Origin of the sequence: Alcanivorax sp. UBA3183 (genome assembly GCF_002364155.1) — a bacterium.
Lineage (GTDB): Bacteria > Pseudomonadota > Gammaproteobacteria > Pseudomonadales > Alcanivoracaceae > Alcanivorax > Alcanivorax jadensis.
In genome coordinates, this window is the sequence record NZ_DEXN01000014.1 from 42,450 (window position 1) to 63,608 (window position 21,159).

The window sequence follows — 21,159 nt, forward strand, 5'->3', positions numbered from 1 at the left end:
CCGGCCCTGCTGGCCGGCCTGGGGCTGCTGCTGGGGCTGATTCCCGGGCTGATTGACCGCAGCCTGCTCAGTGCCGCCGCCAGCGCCAGTCTGGGTGAGACAGTGACGCAACCGCTGGCGCTGTGGCACGGCATCAACACCGCCCTGCTGATCAGCCTCGGCGCGGTGCTGGTGGGGCTGGTACTGTTTCGCTACTGGCAGGGCTTCCGTCACGCCACTCGCTGGACCGACACCCTGGCCCGATTCGGCCCAGAGCAGGCCTATCACCGCCTGATGGATGGCCTGGTCGCCCTGTCCAATGGCCAGACCCGTCTGCTGCAAAGCGGCTACCTGCGCTATTACCTGATCAGCACTCTGCTGACCCTGGTGGCGCTAGTCATCGCTGCCCTTTGGCTGAACCCGGATGCGCTCAAATTGCGCCCGGACTTCACCGACATCCAGCTCCATGAAGCGGTGATCGCCGCCGTGCTGGTCATCGCTACCCTGGCGGCGGTCACCCTCCAATCGCGACTGGGGGCGGTGGCCAGCCTGGGCGCGGTAGGCTTTTCCATCGCCCTGCTCTATGTGCTGTTCAGCGCCCCGGACCTGAGTATCACCCAGGTACTGGTGGAAACCCTCACCGTGATCATGCTGGTCCTGGTGCTGTTCCGCCTGCCCGGCTTCCTGCGCCTCACCCGCACCCGCACCCGGCTGGCGGACGCCCTGGTGGGCATCACCGTGGGCAGCATGATCACGGTGCTTTTGCTGAGCGTGCTGGGCAGTCGCTACCACGGCAGCATTGCCCACTACTTCATCAGCGAGAGCGTGCCCGCCGGTTACGGCCGCAATATCGTCAACGTGATTCTGGTGGACTTCCGCGCCCTGGACACCCTGGGCGAACTCTTCGTGCTGGCGCTGGCCGCCACCGGGGTGTACGCCATGCTCAAGCTGCGCAGCAAGGGCGACACCACGGAACCGGAGGAAACCCATGACTAGAGAGCGCCGCATTCCGCCACCGGACCGCAACGCCCTGCGCACCCAGTCGCTGATCCTGCGCACCACCGGCTTTTTCCTTCTGCCGCTGCTGCTGCTGTTTGCCCTGTTCCTGCTGCTGCGCGGACACAACGCCCCGGGCGGGGGCTTTATCGCCGGGCTGGTGGCATCCGCGGCCATCGCCGTGCACCTGTTTGCCATGAGCGAAGCCGGCGCCCGCCGGGTCCTGCGGGTCGATCCCCGCGACCTGATCGCCTGGGGGCTGATCCTGGCGCTGGCCGCCGGGGTCATCGGCCTGTTCAGCGGCCAGCCGTTTCTCACTGCCCACTGGCTCACCGTCAGCCTGCCGGTGTTCGGTGAACTGAAGCTGGGTTCGCCCTTGCTGTTCGATCTGGGGGTGTTTCTGGTGGTGCTGGGCACCGCCAGCACCATCATCATCAACCTGGCGGAGCAGGACACATGACCAGCCTGATGGCCCTGGTGGTGGGCGTGCTCTACGCCGCCGCCATCTACATGATGCTGCGCCGCTCCATCGTCAAACTGGTGATCGGCCTGGTGCTGCTGTCCAACGCCGCCAACCTGCTGATCTTTACCGCCGCCGGCCTGCACCGGGATGCCCCGCCGCTGGTGCCGGATGACGCCCCGGTGCCCGCCGGCCTGGTGGCCGATCCGCTGGCCCAGGCACTGATTCTCACCGCCATCGTTATCGGCTTCGGGGTGCTGGCCTTCGCGGTGGTGCTGATCCGCCGGGCCTATGAGGTGGTGGAAGCGGACGACATGAACCAGATGCGGGATACCGACACATGAATCTGCTGGTTATCCTGCCCATTCTGATTCCCCTGGCAGCCGGGGCCCTGTCCCTGCTGGGGCGCCACTCCCAGCGCGTCCAGGGCGCCCTGGCGGTCATCGGTAGCATCGCCCTGGTGATCAGTGCCGTGGCGCTGTTACTGGCCACCTGGGAACAGGGCCATATCGTGTCCGAGCTGGGCAGCTGGCCCGCCCCCTTCGGCATCGTGCTGGTCAGTGACCTGCTGGCCGCCATCATGGTGTTGCTCAGTGCCGTCACCGGTGCCGCCACCGCGTTTTACTCCCTGGGCACCATCAGCATCGCCCATCGCAAGGCCGGTTATTTCCCGCTCATGCACCTGCTGCTGGCCGGGGTCAACGGCGCCTTCCTCACCGGCGACATCTTCAACCTGTACGTGTGGTTCGAGGTGATGCTGGTGGCGTCCTTCTCCCTGCTGATCCTGGGCGGCGAGCGCGCGCAGATGGAAGGGGCCGTCAAGTACGTGACCCTCAATCTGGTGTCCTCCGCCCTGTTCCTGTCCGCCATAGGGCTGCTCTATGGTTTGGTGGGCACGCTCAACATGGCCGACATTGCCGTGAAGCTGGGCGAAGTGGATTCCGGCATGACCACGGTGATCGCCATGCTGTTCATGGTGGCCTTCGGTATCAAGGCGGCGGCGTTCCCGTTCTTCTTCTGGCTGCCCGCCTCCTATCACACGCCCCAGGTGGCGGTGTCCGCCCTGTTCGCCGGGCTGCTTACCAAGGTGGGGGTGTATGCCCTGTTCCGGGTATTCACCCTGATCTTCGACATGGACGACCCGCTGATCCACCAGGTGCTGCTGTGGGGCGCCGGGCTGACCATGGTCACCGGGGTGCTGGGCGCCGCCGCCCAGTTCGAATTCCGCCGTATCCTGTCGTTCCATATCGTCAGCCAGATCGGCTACATGATGATGGGCCTGGCGCTGGCCTCGGTGAGCGTGCTGGCCTTGGCCGGCGGCATCTTCTACATCATTCACCACATCATCGTGAAGGCGAACCTGTTCTTTGTCAGCGGCCTGGTCTACCGCCTGCGCGGCAGCTACGAGCTCAAGCAGCTGGGCGGCCTGTACCGGGACAAACCCTGGCTGGCGCTGCTGTTCCTGATCCCGGCCCTGTCCCTGGCAGGGATGCCGCCGCTGTCCGGTTTCTTCGGCAAATTCATCGTCATTCGCGGAGGCGTTGAAGCCGGCGCCTGGGCCCTGGTCGCCGCCGCCCTGGTGGTGGGTCTGCTGACGCTCTACTCCATGACCAAGATCTGGGCCGAGGTATTCTGGAAGGCGGCCCCGGAACCGGCCGCCGCCCCCGCCAGCGGCAGCAACACCCTGCTCTATGCCACCGTGGCCGGCCTGGCACTGATCACCGTGGCCATCGGGGTGGCGGCACAGCCCGTACTGGTACTGGCCATGGCCACCGCCGAACAGCTACTGGACCCGACCCGCTACATCACCGCCGTGCTGGGAGGCGCACCATGAGCCCGTTGAGCTGGAACCTGATTCTGGCCCTGGTCTGGGCCGCCGTCACCGGCAACTTCAGCGGCGCCAACCTGCTGGTAGGGTTTGGGCTGGGCTACCTGATTCTCGGCTTCGCCCTGCGCGATGTGCCCGACTTCGCCCGCTACCGCGAAAAAATGCCCCGGGTCCTGATGTTGCTGACCCACTTTCTGCGCGACCTGCTGGTCTCCAACCTGCGGGTGGCCTACGACGTGCTCACCCCCACCCACTACATGCGCCCGGCGGTGGTGGCGGTGCCCCTGCGGGCCAAGACCGATGGTGCCATCACCATCCTGGCCAACATGATTTCCCTGACCCCGGGCACCCTGAGCCTGGACGTGTCCAGCGACCGCAGCGTGCTCTACCTGCACGTCATGTACCTGGACAATGAAGACGACCTGCGCGAACAGATTCACAAACTGGAAGACCGGGTGTTGGCGGTACTGGAGTAGGACGGGCGGCAAACAACACCGCAACCACCACCCACCGTTGGAGCCATGCTTGCATGGCGAACGGACTTGCCGATGGCGAACATTCGCCATGCAAGCAAGGCTCCAACGGCAATACCACAGGCACGAGAAACGGAGACAGGCATGCTGCAAAGCGCAATATTTCTCAGCTATCTGCTGCTCAGCCTGGCGCTGCTGGGAGCCCTGGTGCGGCTGGTGCGCGGCCCCACCCTGCCCGACCGGGTCGTGGCCCTGGAGCTGATGGCCTCGCTCACCGTGGCCTTTATCGGCATCTATGCCCTCAACAACGACCGGCCCGCCTTCCTGGATGTGGCCATGGTGCTGGCGCTCACCGCCTTCCTCACCGCCGTGGGCTTTGCCCGTTACCTGGAAAAAGGAGGCCACCGAGGTGATCAATGACCTGCTGGTATCGGTGATGATGGTCGCCGGCACCTTCTTCATGTTTCTGGCCGGCATCGGCGTGCTGCGCATGCCCGACTTGCTGATGCGCCTGCACGCCACCACCAAGGCCGGCACCCTTGGCGCCGGGCTGGTGATGCTGGCCGTGGCCACCCACTTCCTGGATGCCGGCGTCACCGCCCGCACCCTGGCCATCATCCTGTTCATCCTGCTCACCGCCCCGGTGGCCGCCCACGCCATCGGCCGCGCCGGCTACTTCGTGGGCGTGCCCCTGTGGGACAAGATGCTCAAGGACGATCTGAAAGACCGCTACGACCCGGACACCCACATCCTCCACAACCCGGACGACGACAAGAAACCCTGACGCACCACCCACCCCCCCCCTATCCGTAGGAGCGTCGCTCGCGGCGCGATCCCATGCGCCGGGTTTATGCCCCCTGGCCGGCGTCACCTCCACTTCGTTCCGGTTCGCGCCGCCAGCGACGCTCCTACAATCCCCCGCCCCGCCTGCCGAACCCGCCCAATTCCGCTACACTCTCTCCACTCACTCATCAGCAGAAGCCGAGCACCATGTCCGCAGCCGAAAAACCCATCATCCTCGTCGATGGCTCCTCCTACCTGTACCGCGCCTTTCACGCCCTGCCGCCGCTCACCACCTCCAGCGGCCAACCCACCGGGGCGGTGCGCGGGGTCGCCGCCATGCTGCGCAAACTGATGAAGGACTACGACCCGGAATACATGGCGGTGATTTTCGACGCCAAGGGCAAGACCTTCCGCGACGAACTGTTCGAGGAATACAAATCCAACCGCCCGCCCATGCCCGATGACCTGCGCGAACAGGTGCAGCCCCTGCACGACCTGATCCGCGCCATGGGCCTGCCGCTGATCATCGAAGAAGGCGTGGAAGCGGACGACGTGATCGGCACCTTCGCGCGCATCTTCGGCGAGCAGGGCAAACCGGTGCTGATCTCCACCGGCGACAAGGACATGGCTCAGCTGGTCACCGACCAGGTCACCCTGATCAACACCATGAACGACGCCCTCTACGACATCGACGGCGTGGTGAAGAAGTTCGGCGTGGGCCCGGAGCTGATCATTGATTTCCTCGCCCTCATGGGCGACAAGGTGGACAACATCCCCGGCGTCCCCGGCGTGGGCGAGAAGACTGCCCTGGGCCTGATCCAGGGCCTGGGTTCCCTGGACAACATCTACCAGAATCTCGACAAGGTGGCCGAGCTGAGCTTCCGGGGCGCCAAGACCCTGGGCAAAAAACTGGAAGAACACAAGGAACAGGCCTTCCTCTCCTACAAGCTCGCCACCATCAAGCTGGACTGCGAACTCAGCGAAGACCTGGACGACCTGAAACTGCAAACCCCGGACGCGGAAAAACTGGCCGAGTATTACCGCACCCTGGAATTCAAGGGCTGGCTCAAGGAACTGCTGGGCGGCAAGGACCCGGTGGCCGAAGACGCCGGCAAAGACGTGGAAATGGACGCGGATGACGATGCGCCCCCGGCCCCCACCTTCGGCCGCGACGCCTACGACATCGTCTACACCCAGGCGCAGCTGGACAAGTGGATCGGCAAACTGAAAAGCGCCAGCGAGTTTTCCTTCGATACCGAAACCACCAGCCTCAACTACATGAACGCGGAACTGGTGGGCTTCTGCGTGGCGGTGGACGACAAGGCCGCCTACATCCCCTTCGGCCACAACTACCCCGGCGCCCCGGACCAGCTCGACAAGCAGCTCGTCATGGATGCCTTCAAACCACTGCTGGAAGACGACACGATCAAGAAAATCGGCCAGAACCTGAAGTACGACATGAGCGTGCTGGCCGAAGATGTGGGCATCACCCTGCGCGGCGTGGCCTACGACACCATGCTGGAATCCTACGTGCTCGATTCCGTGGCCACCCGCCACGACATGGACTCCCTGGCGCTCAAGTACCTGGGCCGCAAGACCATCAGCTTCGAAGAGATCGCCGGCAAGGGCGCCAAGCAGCTCACCTTCAACCAGGTGGGCCTGCACGAAGCCAGCCGCTACGCCGCCGAAGATGCCGACGTGACCCTGCGCCTGCACCAGACCCTGTGGCCCAAGCTGGAAAAAGAAGGCCGCCTGCCCGAGGTGTTCCGCGACATCGAACTGCCCCTGGTCACCGTACTCAGCCGCATCGAGCGTAACGGCACCTACGTGGACGCCACCCTGCTCAAGCACCAGAGCCAGTTCCTGGCCAAGCGCATGGCGGAACTGCAGGAAAAAGCCTTCGAAATCGCCGGGCAGGAATTCAACCTGGCCAGCCCCAAACAACTGGGCGAGATCCTCTACGAAAAACTGGAAATCCCGGTCATCAAGAAGACCCCCAAGGGCGCGCCCTCAACGGCGGAACCGGTACTGCAGGAACTGGCCCTGGAATACCCCCTGCCCCAGGTGATCATGGATTACCGCGGCGTGGCCAAACTGAAGAACACCTACACCGACAAGCTGCCGGAACTGATCAACCAACGCACCGGCCGCGTGCACACCTCCTACCACCAGGCCGTGGCCGCCACCGGGCGCCTGTCCTCCAGTGATCCCAACCTGCAGAACATCCCGGTGCGCTCTGAAGAAGGCCGCAAGATCCGCCAGGCCTTCCTCGCCCCCAAAGGCAGAAAGATCGTCGCCTGTGACTATTCCCAGATCGAACTGCGCATCATGGCGCACCTAAGCGGCGACAAGGGCCTCACCGATGCCTTCGAAAAAGGCCTGGATATTCACCGCGCCACCGCCGCAGAAGTGTGGGGCAAGAGCCTGGACGAGGTCAGCGACAACGACCGCCGCAACGCCAAGGCCATCAACTTCGGCCTGATCTACGGCATGAGCGCCTTTGGTCTCGCCAAACAGCTGGGCCTGCCGCGCAAGGAAGCCCAGGACTACATCGACCTGTACTTCGAACGCTACCCCGGCGTAAAACGCTACATGGAAGAAACCCGCGCCCAGGCCTCGGAACAAGGCTACGTGGAAACCCTGTTCGGCCGCCGCCTCTACCTGCCGGAAATCCGCAGCAGCAACGGCCAACGCCGCCAGGCCGCCGAACGCACCGCCATCAACGCCCCCATGCAGGGCACCGCCGCAGACATCATCAAGATGGCCATGATCAAGGTCCACGACTGGCTGGACACCACCCACTTCGACGCCAAGATGATCATGCAGGTGCACGATGAACTGGTGTTTGAAGTGGCGGAGGATCAGGTGGAGGATCTGGTGAAGGAAGTGAAGGCGCGCATGGAGTCAGCGGCGGAATTGAAGGTGCCGTTGATTGTGGATGCGGGGATTGGGGAGAATTGGGATGAGGCGCATTGAGCGCCTTACTCCCAAATCAGAAATTCACGGAGAAGGAAAGTGCTCTGCTGAAATGAAAGCATTGCTCCCCTCTAGTTCAACTCTATCCTCATGAGAAGCAACATCAACACCCCTTAATGCCATACCCACAACCTGCATATAAGCATTTACAACTGGGCCACCACTATTGCCTCCAGAAATTTGAGCATCAACTTCACAGTACCTAAATGTGCTACCAATATAAGTGTTAACAACCTTACAAGGAAGGATGGTTAAGGATTGATGCCCCGGGTGTAACTGAGGAAATCCAAGCACTGCTAATTCATAACCTGTTCCAGGAAACTTATTTGGAGCCACATCCAAGTAACGAATATTTTCAACCTCCTCGTCGAACTTTAACTCTAAAACATCTCTATCTTCATAAACACTTTTTATTTTAGCCTTATATTTTTTTCCCGGCTTATTTATCCTGTACAAATAGCAGTAATCTGGCATTCCCGCTTTAACAAAAACATGAAATGCCGTCAAAACTCGCCCGCCCTTCAAAGAAAAAGCAGATCCGCTTACAAGCATTTCATCTAAGCCTAGCCCTTTCACTCCATCAAAAGAAACAACCCATACACATTGTTCAAATCTAGCCCTATACCCCTCAGCCTTAAATGCAAAACCACTCCACTCTAAATCTTTTAAGATTTTTCCAGGATTAATGGATAGCTTTCTATCCCAGTCCAGATTATTGAATTTTCTAGCAAGCCCTTGATAAACAGAAGAATCTCTGCCTTTTATCATTCCGATATACGCGACTCTTCCGAAAACAACATCTTCCAACTGAGCATCATCACGACCATATTTATCAATGAATTTTTTATTTGCCTCAAGCGAACCAAAGGACAATGAATGAACCATTGCCTTTGTTTCTCTTATATATCTCCTATCAATATTTATTTTCTTATTTACCTTTAGCCCTGTAACAGTTTGCCTTTCTGAAGAGAATTGAATTCTGGTTTTTCTTTCATTTAATGAAAAACCATTTTCCTCAATGCAGCGAACAATTTTGCTTCCCACACTCCTATTCTTAAAGTCAAATAGCTCGGTATCTTTCTTGGATTTAAATGAGAATGTAATATCATCAGCGTACCTAGAATAATGGGCCCGATTTTTCTTAGCCATTAAACTTAGTTCTCTATCCATCCTACGGCTTATCATGTTGGAAATAACTGGAGAAGCAGGAGATCCTTGAGGCAAAACCCCATCCAGACAACAAATATGGGCTATCAAGGTTGCTGTATCAGCACGCAAGCAATAAGGCTTCGCTATTAGCACCCCCCTTACGCGACCAAAATGAATAGTGCCAAAAAAGTTTTTTAAGTCAATATTTGCCACAACCTTGCGCTTTACGTGCTTCTTTGCATTATAAACGATGCCTCTTTCTTTTATATATGCAGAAGCCGAAGGATGAGGGCTATACAACTCGTCAAGCAAAACCTTGAGTCTATCTTGGATTATTTTCAGACGACCTTCAGGCGCGTTAATGGTTCTTTTCCCACCATCGCTTTTCTCTATCTCAAACTCATTATAAAAACGAGAAACACCAAGCTTATACACAGTGTAATTTAGTTTTGGAAGAGTAGTTCCCAAGGAATGAGCCAAAGCTCTTGGCGTTGTTTTTGAAGATATCATATGAATAGAGCCCGAACCCAATTTCACATTTCGCACTGAGACACTTTGGAATCAACGTCAAGATCGGCAAGCTGAGCCAGCGATATGGGCTAACCTCATTGTCATTTAGCGGCATTTTTCTCCGCCAAGATAAATTTGGGCCGGGCGAAAATATCATGCCCGCAAGCAAAAAATCTGTCAATCAACCTACATGTCAATTTAGAATGCGAACTTTATCGAATCCTATCTTTAACCTTGTATGCCATATAGCCATCAGCCTCCAACCAGTACTCATCCACAAAAGGGAAGACTTCTTTCTCTAATGGCATCCACGCGTTTAGGTGGTGAGCCAACAAAAGGCCATCCCCCTTGCTACGTGTGATAAATGGATGAACATGAGCGGCGATCAAACCGCTAATCACTCCATACTCAACCCTAATAAAGCGGTCCGTCAAAACTGAAGCCCCATTTGCATTTTTGACGGCAGGACGATATTTGAGATTAGTCGAGATGGCCTTTCCGCTATTTCGATCAACAGTAACGACCTGAGGCCCAATCGGATACACAGACTCAAGAGCCATTGGATAACCGGAAATTCCATCACCCCCCCCCGAACCCAGGAGGCACGAATTAACTGCAATCACATAATGGTCCCCGATGCCAACAATATCATTAGCCCTATACCTTGAATGCATCCTCCACTTCTGATCAATCGAAGAGGTCCATCTCAGCAAAATCTCTTCATTAGGGAAATCGACAACTTTAACCTCACTCCTATTTTCCCCATCAACGAAAGGGTTCAAATACTCTTCAGGAAGCCTGTTATCACCAAGGCCGGGGCTAGGAACAACAGCCTCAACCCAGCATTTTTTACCCCCAATAGTCACACAAAAATCAGGCCCCTCATCCGCCGAGGATACCTCGAACCCATTTTCCAAAAAATAACACCCCAAATACATTTCCCAATATCTAGAAACCAGCTTCTCATTATCCCCTGATGTAAACTCACTCACGAAATGAGCATCAGAAAGATGTTTAAAAATCGACCACTTTCTTTCTAAATCGCGGATAACCTTATCCGCATCTTCCTGATTAAAACCAGCTGTTATTGATTTCATGAACTTCGTGATTTCACTCATATCGATCCTAATGCGATTTAGCTATCTTTAGACGCCATACGATAGTGCGATCGGGAAATAGGGGACACGCACACCTTTAGCCACAATCATTCCCCACAACCTCCGCCGCCATCACCACCGCTACCGCAGTCGGAATCGAACGCTCCGCCTACAGCAATAGCAAAGAGACCTGCCACAGGTCCCAAGCTAGCCCCTTTCCCCAGGGCCGCCGCCACAACCTCTCGCATGTCCGCAATCTTTTCTTCCGTGAACACAGCCGGCTCCAACGCCTTTTCATCACAGAATAACAAGCATGCGTACTCGTCGTAGTGTTCATTCAACCCAAGATCGCTCACCGTTCGCTTCACTTGGGCTGGCGTGTAAGGAGGCGAGCCTCCATACCGACTCGCAAGCGCCTCGGGCAGTAACCTTTGGTACTTATGAATAGCAGCATCCCTTCTGCTCATCTGCCTTTCCTCCGGAAAACAGTGTAATCACCGTTTCAGAATAGCAAATCCAGGGAACTGATGAGCCAGCCGGAGGAAAGGGGAACGAGGAAAGAAGGGGCAGGCACATATTTAATCAGCAAAAACATGGCCTTATCGTTACCCTCAGGTCAAGACCCACGGTAACAGGCCGCGCAGGTTTGCCGGTTAGATCCATAAGGCCGCCCAGCCTATAATCCGCCCCCAAGAGAATGCAACGCCCACAAGGAGTCGCCCATGGCAGCGAATGAACCTCTCTGGCGGCGGCCACGCCATTACATGGATGCCGATGACGCCCACGATCATGTGCATTGGGTCGAGCTGTTCTTCGATCTGATCCATGTGGTGACGATCTTCATTCTGGGGAACTACCTCTCCCACCACATGGATTGGCAGGGCTTCTGGGTATTTACCGGGCTGTTCCTGGCGATCTTCTATGCCTGGGCGGACAGCTCCGTCTACAACTCCCTCTACATCTCCACGGATATGCCCCATCGCGCCGCCATGGCGCTGCAGATCGTCACCATGATGTTCATCGCCGCGGCCATTCCTGATGTGACCGGCAAGGGGTGGACCTATTTTGCGCTGGGCTACGCATTGAACCGAGCGATCACCGCCTATCTGTACTGGCGGGCGCGCTGTGTTGGCGATGCCACCGATACGCTGGCACACGAGCAGGGACGGAATTTCTTTGTGCTGGCCGGGCTGTTCGCGCTGTCCGCGTTTTTGCCCAAACCCCTGGCCTACTGGGTGTTCGGCGCCAGCGTTGCGCTGATCCAGCTGCAGTACATGCTGCCGCGAGTAGGGACGCTGCGGTTCGCCCGATTCGTCCCGCGACTCGGGCATATCTCTGAGCGCTTCGGCCTGCTGATGCTGATCCTGCTGGGGGAAGGCTTTTTCAAGTTGGTGCTGACACTGGCCGACAAAGGGGTCTACAAGATCGGCGCCGGCACCTTCTTCAATGTGGCCATGGGCGGCCTGTCGCTCTTCGCGCTGGCCTGGGTCTATTTCGACAGCGCCGGCAACGCCAAACCGAAGAGCCGCGACATCGGGGTCCTGGTGGGGTACTGGCTGGCGCACATTACCATCCTGTGGAGCGCGGTGACGATTGGCGTGGCGCTGGCCGGCGAAGTCTATGTCGGTCTACTGGAGCCCTACCCGACGGGCTACGGCGCCCTCGGCTCGGTGGGTCTCGCCGTCTTTCTCGCCGCGCTATGGATACTGCAGCGACTCGTGACGGAGGACAGCCATGCCTGCCGCGGTCACAGCCCGGCTCTGCGGCTATTCGGTATTGTCATGGCCCTGGTCGTGCTGGCCGTGCATCCTTTCGTGCCCTCGATTATCGGCAACCTGCTCTGGGGGCTGGCGCTGTTCTCGCAAATTGCCGTGCCGCTTTATCGGGCGGCACGTGACATGCCGCATTTTGAGCGACAATAGCGTGTTGCTGTTGCGGTATAACAGCACATAGAACCAGGCTCAAGTTTACCCAGAGTCCAGTGCTCTACCTGGCTCGCGCCACAATAAGTCACACGCATACATCACGAGAACGCCCCAACGAAACCCGGGGCTGCAAGCACCCTCTTGCAGCCCCGGCGGGCCTTGCTGATTCATACGTGTTCCCGGCTAACGGCAACTGCTAAGGTTGGCTCATCATCACAACCCAACAGAACAAGAATGCCGCCAGCCCCGCGACTCACCATCAACCCCCGTGCATGGATGGCCAGGAGAAAACAACACCTGACCTTTCGCCTGATCCTGCTATTTGTCGCCCTGCGTCTACGCTGGCTGGCATGGCGCGACCCGGCGTTTCGCAAGGATCTGCAACGACGCAATATCATAATGGTGTGGCGCACCCATGACGGGCGCATCGCTCGCTGGTTTCATTTCAGCCCCAATCGCGTTCGCAGTGGTTCCGGTTTACGTGAGCGCTGTGATATTGCCGTGCGCTTTCAGGATGCCGACTATGGGGCAGCCACCCTGATACAGCTGCTGGATAATCAGCGGCTGTTCTTTGTCGGCATGCGTCAGGGGAAGATCCGACTCAATGGCAATATCAAGGGGCTGCTCTGGTTCAGAACCGTTTCTGAATACCTGGTCCCCGGCGGCGTACAGATATGGCGACCGCGAGCCAAGGCTCGGTGAGAAGACAGGCCCCGCAGTAATTAGGCGGCCCCGAAAGAAAACCGAGCTCAGCTATCGTTGCGGTCCTTATTTCTCTTCATGCCCTTCCAGCAACTGTTCAAGGAAGGTATCAATTTCCGCTTTAAGCTGTTTATCCTCAATCTTGTTCGCGCTTACCTGCGCACTCTCAAGACTCTTGATCGCAGCCTCATTCTGCCCGAGGTCTGCCTGCAACTTCGCCATGGAAAGGCCGATTGACGAGAGGTGGTCTTTGGCATTGATAGCCAGTGCCTTCCCCCGGGCTTTTTCGTACACCACCAGCGCAGCCTCCAGATCTTCGGTGAAGTCCGCCAGCGTTTCCCACTGCTCGGGGTGATCTTTTTCTGTGTTTTCGTTATCGGTACAAATGGCCTTCAGTTGCCCATAAAACAAATCGAACTCCGCTTGATCGTCTTTTCTGGCAGCTTCCATGAGCTGTTCAGCCAAGCTATAAACGGCCTTGTATATTTTGGTGTTAATCATTTTCTTTACTCAAAATGCAGAAACGAAGGCGGGGCCCCTGAAATACAAAAATGGCACCCCACCGTGCAAGCAATCACTGATTAGCCAATTCAACCCAGCCGCAATTCCAGCCTCTTTCCGATCCCCCGCGCTGCCTTGACCATGGTTTGCAGGGTGACACTGGGATTCTCCGCATCCAGCAACCTGTCTAGCTGGGAGCGGCTGGGATGAATGCGTTTGGCAAAGGTGGCTTTACGCACATCATTGGCTACCAGGTAGGCGGCCACTTCGGATGCCAGTACGCGCTTGATGGCAATGGCTTCGACTTCATCGAGCACCCCCTCTTCTTCGAGGAAGCTATCAAAGCTGCTGCCCAGGTGTTTATTTGCTGCCATGTCGACGACTCCCTTGATACTGCTTCAGTCGGGCTTTTGCCAAATCCAGGTCCTGTTTCGGTGTTTTCTGGGTCTTTTTGATAAACCCGTGCAGCAGAATCATCTTTGAACCGATCACCGCGAACAGTACGCGAGCGATACGTTTGTCACTGATGTTGGAGCGCACTTCAGAAACCGGGCCGTCCAGATTCTTCACCAGACTTTGCGGGTGGTAGTCACGTGGCCAGCCGAATTCGATGGCCTTGATGTCTTCTCCAATAATGCGCTTGTCCGGATTGCCCAGGCCGATCAACCACTCCCTAACCGGCTCCGAGCCACCTTCCGTAGCGAAGAAATATGCTGAAATCCTTTTCATGACCTGCAAAGTACCAAAATTGGTACTTTGTGTAAATCATGGCACGCAAGGCGCAATAACAGGGAGGGAGGAGAGGGGTAGCGTCAATAAGAGCACCGGAAGCAGGGCAAGCCCCTTTGTCCTTGGCTTCTCCCGTAGGAGCTTGCCTTGCAAGCGATGCCCCCATTGCCAAGGCGCCTGGCTCCTACAAGGGGCGCTCACCCAGCCCTCTACTCGCCGTAATGCGCCCGCACCGGCCCGGACAGTTTGCTCGGGTGCTTCGGGGTGGCGCTGGCGAAGTGGGCATAGATCTGCTGCAGATCGGCTTCCATATCGTCGCTGGGGTAAATCACCACCGGGAAGGAGAAGGTCTTCGCCTTGTAGTCCGCCAGGGCCAGGATGATCGGCACATTGGCCTGCTTGGCGATGTGGTAGAAGCCCAGCTTCCATTGCTCAGCGTTGCTGCGGGTGCCTTCCGGGGTGACGGCGATCAGTAGTTTGTCGCGCTGGCGGAATTGCGCCACGGTCTGCTCGACCATGCCACCCGCCTTGCCGCGTTCAATGGGCATGGCGCCGAGCTTGCGCAGCAGCCAACCCAGTGGGCCCTTGAACAGGCTGTGCTTGATCATCACGTTCACGTCCTGCTGCAAGGCAGAGCGGCTGACCAGAGCCAGCACACCATCCCAGTTGGAGGTATGCGGGCCGCCGGCGATCACGGCCCGGTCGATGTCAGGGAAGGGCCCCGCCCGCCAGCCGGTGAGGCGCAACAGGGTCTGGGCGACCCGCTGGCCCAGGGGAACTCGGCGCTTGCGGCCATCCGTGTGGTGACTCATTAGGTGCTCCGCTGTGACAAAGCGGGAGTATATCGGATTAGCGCCCCGCTCCGGTGGCTGTCACCCGGTCTGACTGTCGGTAGTGAAATTTAGCTGGACAGGCGCTGGCGACCCCTGTAACGTAACCAATAGCTAAAAAATCACGCTTGAATCAAGTACTACATTTCGCTGTTTTATTCGTATAACTCGTCCTGCAGTCCACAAGTCCAAGTTCCGTTTTTCAGCTACACAAGCCTTAACCGGCGAAACATCATTATTTTCAGGATTAGTATTATGTCTACAGTGAAAGGTACCGTTAAGTGGTTCAACGAAGCTAAAGGTTTTGGTTTTATCGAGCAGGAAGGTGGTCCGGATGTGTTCGCACATTTCAGCGCCATCACCGGCTCTGGCTTCAAGACTCTGGCCGAAGGCCAGCAAGTTGAGTTCACCATGACTCAAGGTCAGAAAGGTCCTCAGGCTGAGAACATCGTCGCTCTGTAAGCGATCGTTCCGGTAACAAAAAAGGGCGCATCCTTCGGGACGCGCCCTTTTTTTATGTGCTTTTTCGCCTGAACCACCCCAGACCAACACCCTGTCGGAGCCATGCCTGCATGGTGACTGGGCTGACATGCCTGCGACAACTCCCCCCCCTATCAGCTTTCCTGATGCCAGCCATAGGAAACCAGCATTCCTGTCATAAATGAGTAACGTCTATATTTTTCTGGTGCCTTGCGAGAAACAACCAAGAGGAGAGCACACCATGAGAATAAAGACTGCAACACTGGCGGCCGCCATTGCCTTCGCCGCCTCAGCCACCCTCACGGCCAGCCCCATTGGCCATCCCCATTATCAGAAAAGTCCCGCCCGCTCCCCCATGGCCAGCCCGTATTGGTGGCCGGAAACCCTGGACCTTCGCCCGCTACGTCAGCACGCTGAAAAATCCAGCCCGCTGAACCCCGACTTCAACTACGCCGACGCCTTTGCCGAGCTGGATCTGGAAGCGGTAAAAGCCGACCTGCGCAAGATGATGACCGATTCCCAGGACTGGTGGCCCGCGGACTACGGCCACTATGGCCCGCTCTTCATCCGCATGGCCTGGCACAGCGCCGGCACCTACCGGATTCATGATGGTCGCGGCGGCGCCCGTGGCGCCCAACAGCGCTTCGAGCCGCTCAACAGCTGGCCGGACAACGTGAGCCTGGACAAGGCCCGCCGCCTGCTGTGGCCGATCAAACAGAAATACGGCAACAATATCTCCTGGGCCGACCTGATGGTGCTGGCCGGCACCATTGCCATGGAAGACATGGGCTTCGAAACCTATGGCTTTGCCGGTGGCCGCGTGGATGACTGGGAAGCAGACATTACCTACTGGGGCTCGGAAACCGAATGGCTGGGCGACGAGCGCCACAGCGGTGACCGGGAGCTGGAAAAGCCTCTGGCCGCGGTTCAGATGGGCCTAATCTATGTGAATCCGGAAGGCCCCAATGGCAAGCCGGACCCACTGCTGGCCGCCGAGGACATTCGCCAAAGCTTCGGTCGCATGGCCATGAATGACGAAGAAGTGGTGGCCCTGATCGCCGGTGGCCACACCTTCGGCAAGGCCCACGGCGCCCATAAGCCGGAAAAATGCTTGGAAGCCGAACCTGCCGCTGCTGCCATTGAGGAACAGGGCTTCGGCTGGAAAAACAACTGCGGCACCGGCAAGGGTGCCGACACCATCACCAGCGGCCTGGAAGGCGCTTGGTCGGTTGACCCGGTGGCCTGGACTCACCAGTACCTGGACAACCTGTTCGGCTTCGAGTGGGTGCAGACAAAGAGCCCGGCTGGCGCCACTCAGTGGATCCCCGCCGATGGCCAGGCCGCCAACCTGGTGCCTGACGCCCACATTGAAGGCAAGCGCCACGCGCCGATCATGTTCACCACTGACCTCGCCCTGAAAGAAGATCCGGCCTACCGGAAAATCGCCAAGCGCTTCCATGAAAATCCGGAAGCCTTCGAGGACGCCTTCGCCCGCGCCTGGTTCAAGCTGACCCACCGTGACATGGGGCCCCGCGAGGGCTACCTGGGCCCGGACGTCCCGTCTGAAGCCCTCAGCTGGCAGGACCCGATCCCCGAGGTGGACTACAAGCTGATTTCCGCCGGGCAGGCCGAGGATCTGAAAGCACAGATCCTGGAGTCCGACCTGACGGTACCGGCGCTGATCCGCACCGCCTGGGCGTCCGCGTCTACCTTCCGTGGTTCCGACATGCGCGGTGGTGCCAACGGCGCCCGCGTGGCCCTGGCCCCGCAGAACGACTGGCCGGTGAACAACCCGGACGAGTTGGACAAGGTATTGGCTACCCTTGAGGAAATCCGTGCCGACTTCAATGAAGGCGGCCTGTTCCGCAGTAGCAAGGTATCCCTGGCGGACATGATCGTGCTGGGCGGCGCCGCTGCCATCGAGAAGGCCGCTGCCGATGCCGGTTACGACATCGAAGTGCCGTTCACCCCGGGTCGCGCCGACACCACCCAGGAACTCACCGATGTGGATTCCTTCGCGGTGCTGGAACCGAAAGCCGACGGCTTCCGTAACTACTTCAGCAAGGACAGCCGCCTGGCCCCCACCGATGCACTGGTGGACAAGGCGGACCTGCTAACCCTGAGCGTGCCGGAAATGGCAGTGCTGGTAGGCGGCATGCGCACCCTGGGCGCCAATGCCGACGGCAGCAACCACGGCGTGTTCACCGACAAGCCGGGCACCCTGAGCAACGACTTCTTCATCAACCTGCTGGACATGTCCACGAAATGGCAGCCGTCCGCAGAGAATGAAGGGTTGTATGTGGGCCTCGACCGCCAGAGCGGCGAACAGAAATGGACGGCCACCCCGGTGGACCTGATCTTCGGCTCCAATGCAGAACTGCGTGCGGTGGCCGAGTACTACGCGCTCAACGATAACGATGACGTGTTCGTGCAGGACTTTGTCGACGCCTGGACCAAGGTCATGAACCTGGACCGCGTACGCTTCTGATCTGCCCTGCAACGCCGGCAGGCCCACAAGGCCGCGCCGGCACTCAGAACCCGACGGCGGCGCCACAAGCGCCGCCGTTTTTTTGTTATCCCTCCCCGCGCTTTCTCAAAAACTCCTGCAGCATGCTGTAACTCAACCCCCAGATGCAGTAGCCCTGATAACGGCAACAGGGAAACGTCATTTTCCCCACCGGCGTGCGGATCTGCAGCGTGGAACGGTGTGCCGGATTGCTCAGGTAATCGAGGGGAATCCAGATGCCTTGTTGTGCTTCATGGTTGAGCGAGACCCTGTGATCGCCCTGCCATGCAAACACATGAGGCGTCACCACCATGGGACTCCAGCGGCTGTGGTGGCGGGTGAGCAGATCCGACAACCGCGCCTGATACTCGCCCTGGCGAAACAGATCCAGCCCGGTTTCCTCCAGGGTTTCGCGCATGGCGGTGTGGCGGCTTGAGGTATCGCTGCGCTCCAGGCGTCCGCCGGGAAATGCCATGTCGCCGGACCAGGGGTCGCCATCGCGGCGGGCCCGCTGAATAAAGAACAGCTCCCCATCACGCGAACGGGGCCCACGGTAGATCAGCGCCACCGAGGCACGGGTAACGTGGCGCCGGAACGGCAACTTTTGCGGGCGATATTTTTGTAGCCAGCTCAGGGATGGCATGACGGCTCACGGTAGCAATAACTCCACGTAGAATACCATCAGGATCAAACATCTGCCGTTGGAGCCTTGTTCACAAGGCGAATAATCCGGCATCAATCAAACCCCTTTCGCCTTGTGAACAAGGCTCCAACAAAAAACGGTGCGCTGTTTCCAGCGCACCGTTTTAACTGACAAGCGATGGATTACTGCTTCAGATCAAAACGATCCAGCTCCATCACCTTGGTCCAGGCGGCCACGAAGTCGTTGACCAGTTTCTCCTGACCATCGGCACAGGCATACACTTCGGCCAGGGCGCGCAGCACCGAGTTGGAACCGAATACCAGATCAACCCGGGTTCCGGTCCACATCACCTTGCCGCTGTCGCGGTCACGACCTTCGAAAGCTTCTTCATCGCTGGAGGTAGCTTTCCACTCCGTCCCCATGTCGAGCAGGTTGACGAAGAAGTCGTTACTCAAGGTGCCCGGCTTGTCGGTGAACACACCGTGCTGGCTACCGTCATGGTTGGCGCCCAATACGCGCAGACCACCCACCAGTGCCGTCATCTCCGGCGCAGTCAGGGTGAGCAATTGCGCCCGATCCACCAGCAGGTGTTCCGCACCGATGCTGAACGGGCCTTTCTGGTAGTTGCGGAAACCATCCGCCGCCGGCTCCATGGGCTCGAAGGACGCCACATCGGTCTGCTCCTCGCTGGCATCGGTCCGCCCCGGAGTGAACGGCACGGTGATGGCCTGCCCGGCATCCTTGGCGGCTTTCTCGATACCGACACCGCCGGCCAGTACGATCAGATCTGCCAACGACACCTTCTTGCTGCCGCTATTGAAGTCGCTCTGGATGCCTTCCAGGGTCTTCAGCACCTTGGCCAGCTGCTGTGGCTGGTTTACCTCCCAGTCCTTCTGCGGGGCCAGACGAAGACGGGCACCATTGGCGCCGCCACGCTTGTCGCCACCCCGGAAGGTGGAAGCAGACGCCCAGGCAGTGGATACCAGCTCAGCCACGGACAGGCCGGACTCCAGGATCTTGCTTTTGAGAGCAGCAATGTCCTGGTCGTTGACCAGCTCATGATCCACGGGCGGCACCGGGTCCTGCCAGATCAACTCTTCCTTGGGCACTTCCGGGCCCAGGTAGCGATCACGGGGGCCCATGTCACGGTGAGTCAGTTTGAACCAGGCACGGGCAAACACGTCGGCGAATTCCTCAGGGTTCTCATAAAAGCGCCGAGAAATCTTTTCGTAGTCCGGATCAAAACGCAGCGACAAGTCCGTAGTCAGCATCATCGGCTTGTGCTTTTTGCTCTTGTCCTGGGCGTAAGGAATAACCTCATCTGCGTTCTTGGCTACCCACTGCTTGGCACCCGCCGGGCTGGTGGTCAGCTCCCACTCATAGCCAAACAGGTTTTCGAAGAAGTAGTTGCTCCACTGGGTAGGCGTCTGGCTCCAGGTCACTTCCGGGCCGCCACCCATGGTGTCGTCGCCCTTGCCGGTGCCCACCGGGTTGCGCCAGCCCATGCCCTGTTCCGCCAGGCTTGCCGCTTCCGGGTCGGGACCGATTTTTTCCGGGTCGCCCGCACCGTGAGCCTTGCCGAAGGTGTGACCACCGGCGATCAGCGCGACGGTTTCCTCATCGTCCATGGCCATACGCGCAAAGGTTTCGCGGATGTCATGGGCCGCGGCCTTCGGGTCCGGGTTGCCGTCCGGGCCTTCCGGGTTCACGTAGATCAGGCCCATCTGTACCGCGGCCAGCGGGTTTTCCAGGTCGCGCTTACCGGAATAGCGCTTGTCGCCATCCAGCCAGCCCTGCTCGGCACCCCAGTAGACGTCGTTGTCCGGTTCCCAGGTATCTTCACGGCCGCCGGCAAAACCAAAGGTCTTGAAACCCATGGATTCCAGCGCCACGTTACCGGCCAGAATCATCAGGTCGGCCCAGGAAATCTTGCTGCCGTACTTCTGCTTGATCGGCCACAGCAGGCGACGGGCCTTGTCCAGGTTCACGTTGTCCGGCCAGCTATTCAACGGCGCAAAACGCTGCTGACCCCGGCCGCCGCCGCCACGACCATCACCGATGCGGTAAGTACCAGCACTGTGCCAGGCCATGCGAACAAAAAGACCACCATAGTGACCGAAATCCGCCGGCCACCAGTCCTGAGAGTCGGTCATGAGCGCATCCAGATCTTTCTTCACCGCAGCGAGATCAAGACTGTTGAATGCCTTGGCGTAATCAAAACCTTCATCCATGGGATTGGACTTGGCGGAATGCTGATTGAGAAGGTCCAGACGCAGCTGGTTGGGCCACCAATCCTGGTTGGTCATCCCCCCACCTGCTGCGTGGTTAATCGGACATTTACTCTCTGTCATAGCGCTCTCCTTCCTTGTAGGTGGGTTCGGCGTATTTGTTACTCTGTTGTAGTCCTTTTGATGCCGGATTGGCCAGTTTAGTTTGCCAAATGAGGTGATAGTTTTTATTAAAAACGAACGCAAGTGCGTCAATACAGGCTTTCCCCGGCTAACGTTCCCGCATTAGATGCGCCACTCAGCACTTACACAAATAGTGGCATATCGATTAAAATGGCAGTTGGACTACAAAAAAGGGGAAAGG

General features: G+C 58.4%; 21 protein-coding genes. 12 read left to right on the plus strand and 9 right to left on the minus strand.

What is annotated here, in order from left to right; all coding sequences use genetic code 11:
- From mbhE to polA, 8 genes are all read left to right on the plus strand, one after another.
- Positions 1-975: hydrogen gas-evolving membrane-bound hydrogenase subunit E (mbhE, locus tag B3Q33_RS05940; RefSeq protein WP_286827187.1), on the plus strand; the 975-nt coding region annotated here is incomplete at its 5' end.
- Complete coding sequence (locus tag B3Q33_RS05945; protein ID WP_273010105.1) at positions 968-1,435, plus strand: Na+/H+ antiporter subunit B; 468 nt, start codon at positions 968-970, stop codon at positions 1,433-1,435. The genes mbhE and B3Q33_RS05945, both read left to right, overlap by 8 nt.
- The gene (locus B3Q33_RS05950; protein WP_273010104.1) at positions 1,432-1,779 is read left to right on the plus strand and encodes a Na+/H+ antiporter subunit C; all 348 of its coding nucleotides are present in this window, start codon (positions 1,432-1,434) and stop codon (positions 1,777-1,779) included. Before B3Q33_RS05945 ends, B3Q33_RS05950 begins: the two co-directional genes overlap by 4 nt.
- Complete coding sequence (locus tag B3Q33_RS05955) at positions 1,776-3,269, plus strand: Na+/H+ antiporter subunit D (RefSeq protein WP_273010103.1); 1,494 nt, start codon at positions 1,776-1,778, stop codon at positions 3,267-3,269. The genes B3Q33_RS05950 and B3Q33_RS05955 overlap by 4 nt, the downstream gene beginning before the upstream one ends.
- Entirely contained in the window at positions 3,266-3,739 is a 474-nt protein-coding gene (locus B3Q33_RS05960) for a Na+/H+ antiporter subunit E (protein WP_273010102.1), read from the plus strand. The genes B3Q33_RS05955 and B3Q33_RS05960 overlap by 4 nt, the downstream gene beginning before the upstream one ends.
- Before the next feature lie 141 nt (positions 3,740-3,880).
- Positions 3,881-4,156, plus strand: coding sequence for a cation:proton antiporter (locus B3Q33_RS05965; RefSeq protein WP_062815253.1), 276 nt, complete (start codon positions 3,881-3,883; stop codon positions 4,154-4,156).
- A 16-nt stretch (positions 4,157-4,172) separates the two neighbouring features.
- Complete coding sequence (gene mnhG, locus B3Q33_RS05970; RefSeq protein WP_286827241.1) at positions 4,173-4,520, plus strand: monovalent cation/H(+) antiporter subunit G; 348 nt, start codon at positions 4,173-4,175, stop codon at positions 4,518-4,520.
- A gap of 206 nt (positions 4,521-4,726) precedes the next feature.
- The gene (polA, locus tag B3Q33_RS05975) at positions 4,727-7,495 is read left to right on the plus strand and encodes a DNA polymerase I (protein WP_273010101.1); all 2,769 of its coding nucleotides are present in this window, start codon (positions 4,727-4,729) and stop codon (positions 7,493-7,495) included.
- Between the two features lie 24 nt (positions 7,496-7,519).
- Here polA and B3Q33_RS05980 read toward each other — a convergent pair whose 3' ends face one another.
- The 3 genes from B3Q33_RS05980 to B3Q33_RS05990 all read right to left on the minus strand — a co-directional run bounded on the left by B3Q33_RS05980 (position 7,520) and on the right by B3Q33_RS05990 (position 10,718).
- Complete coding sequence (locus tag B3Q33_RS05980; RefSeq protein WP_273010100.1) at positions 7,520-9,190, minus strand: reverse transcriptase domain-containing protein; 1,671 nt, start codon at positions 9,188-9,190, stop codon at positions 7,520-7,522.
- Positions 9,191-9,366: 176 nt separating this feature from the next.
- Positions 9,367-10,272 (minus strand): hypothetical protein, encoded by a 906-nt coding sequence (locus B3Q33_RS05985; RefSeq protein WP_272961668.1) that lies wholly within the window; start codon positions 10,270-10,272, stop codon positions 9,367-9,369.
- A gap of 86 nt (positions 10,273-10,358) precedes the next feature.
- Complete coding sequence (locus tag B3Q33_RS05990; RefSeq protein WP_272961667.1) at positions 10,359-10,718, minus strand: DUF6559 family protein; 360 nt, start codon at positions 10,716-10,718, stop codon at positions 10,359-10,361.
- A 255-nt stretch (positions 10,719-10,973) separates the two neighbouring features.
- Between B3Q33_RS05990 and B3Q33_RS05995 the strand changes: the two genes are divergently transcribed.
- Together B3Q33_RS05995 and B3Q33_RS06000 are read left to right on the plus strand one after the other, a co-directional pair.
- Positions 10,974-12,173 carry a low temperature requirement protein A gene (locus B3Q33_RS05995; RefSeq protein WP_272961666.1) on the plus strand — a complete coding sequence of 400 codons (1,200 nt, stop codon included), beginning with the start codon at positions 10,974-10,976 and terminating at the stop codon, positions 12,171-12,173.
- 237 nt (positions 12,174-12,410) lie between these two features.
- Positions 12,411-12,878 (plus strand): hypothetical protein, encoded by a 468-nt coding sequence (locus B3Q33_RS06000; RefSeq protein WP_272961665.1) that lies wholly within the window; start codon positions 12,411-12,413, stop codon positions 12,876-12,878.
- A gap of 66 nt (positions 12,879-12,944) precedes the next feature.
- On the opposite strand, the gene B3Q33_RS06005 is transcribed toward B3Q33_RS06000, so the two are convergent.
- The 4 genes from B3Q33_RS06005 to B3Q33_RS06020 form a co-directional block, all read right to left on the minus strand.
- Positions 12,945-13,379 carry a tetratricopeptide repeat protein gene (locus B3Q33_RS06005; protein WP_272961664.1) on the minus strand — a complete coding sequence of 145 codons (435 nt, stop codon included), beginning with the start codon at positions 13,377-13,379 and terminating at the stop codon, positions 12,945-12,947.
- Between the two features lie 89 nt (positions 13,380-13,468).
- Entirely contained in the window at positions 13,469-13,753 is a 285-nt protein-coding gene (locus B3Q33_RS06010) for a Fis family transcriptional regulator (protein WP_286827196.1), read from the minus strand.
- Positions 13,740-14,108 (minus strand): type II toxin-antitoxin system RelE/ParE family toxin, encoded by a 369-nt coding sequence (locus B3Q33_RS06015; RefSeq protein ID WP_272961662.1) that lies wholly within the window; start codon positions 14,106-14,108, stop codon positions 13,740-13,742. Before B3Q33_RS06015 ends, B3Q33_RS06010 begins: the two co-directional genes overlap by 14 nt.
- Before the next feature lie 209 nt (positions 14,109-14,317).
- Positions 14,318-14,920: a lysophospholipid acyltransferase family protein gene (locus tag B3Q33_RS06020; RefSeq protein WP_272961661.1), complete on the minus strand. Its 603-nt coding sequence runs from the start codon at positions 14,918-14,920 to the stop codon at positions 14,318-14,320.
- A gap of 273 nt (positions 14,921-15,193) precedes the next feature.
- Between B3Q33_RS06020 and B3Q33_RS06025 the strand changes: the two genes are divergently transcribed.
- Both B3Q33_RS06025 and katG (B3Q33_RS06030) read left to right on the plus strand, forming a co-directional pair.
- On the plus strand, positions 15,194-15,400 hold the full coding sequence (locus B3Q33_RS06025; RefSeq protein ID WP_035245969.1) for a cold-shock protein: 207 nt from the start codon (positions 15,194-15,196) through the stop codon (positions 15,398-15,400).
- Between the two features lie 259 nt (positions 15,401-15,659).
- Positions 15,660-17,906 (plus strand): catalase/peroxidase HPI, encoded by a 2,247-nt coding sequence (gene katG / locus B3Q33_RS06030; protein WP_273010099.1) that lies wholly within the window; start codon positions 15,660-15,662, stop codon positions 17,904-17,906.
- Between the two features lie 85 nt (positions 17,907-17,991).
- Here the strand turns inward: katG (B3Q33_RS06030) and B3Q33_RS06035 are convergent, their stop codons facing one another.
- Positions 17,992-18,567, minus strand: a complete 576-nt coding sequence (locus tag B3Q33_RS06035; protein WP_272961660.1) for an NUDIX hydrolase — start codon at positions 18,565-18,567, stop codon at positions 17,992-17,994.
- Between the two features lie 182 nt (positions 18,568-18,749).
- Entirely contained in the window at positions 18,750-20,918 is a 2,169-nt protein-coding gene (gene katG / locus B3Q33_RS06040) for a catalase/peroxidase HPI (protein WP_273010098.1), read from the minus strand.
- Positions 20,919-21,159: the final 241 nt, after the last annotated feature.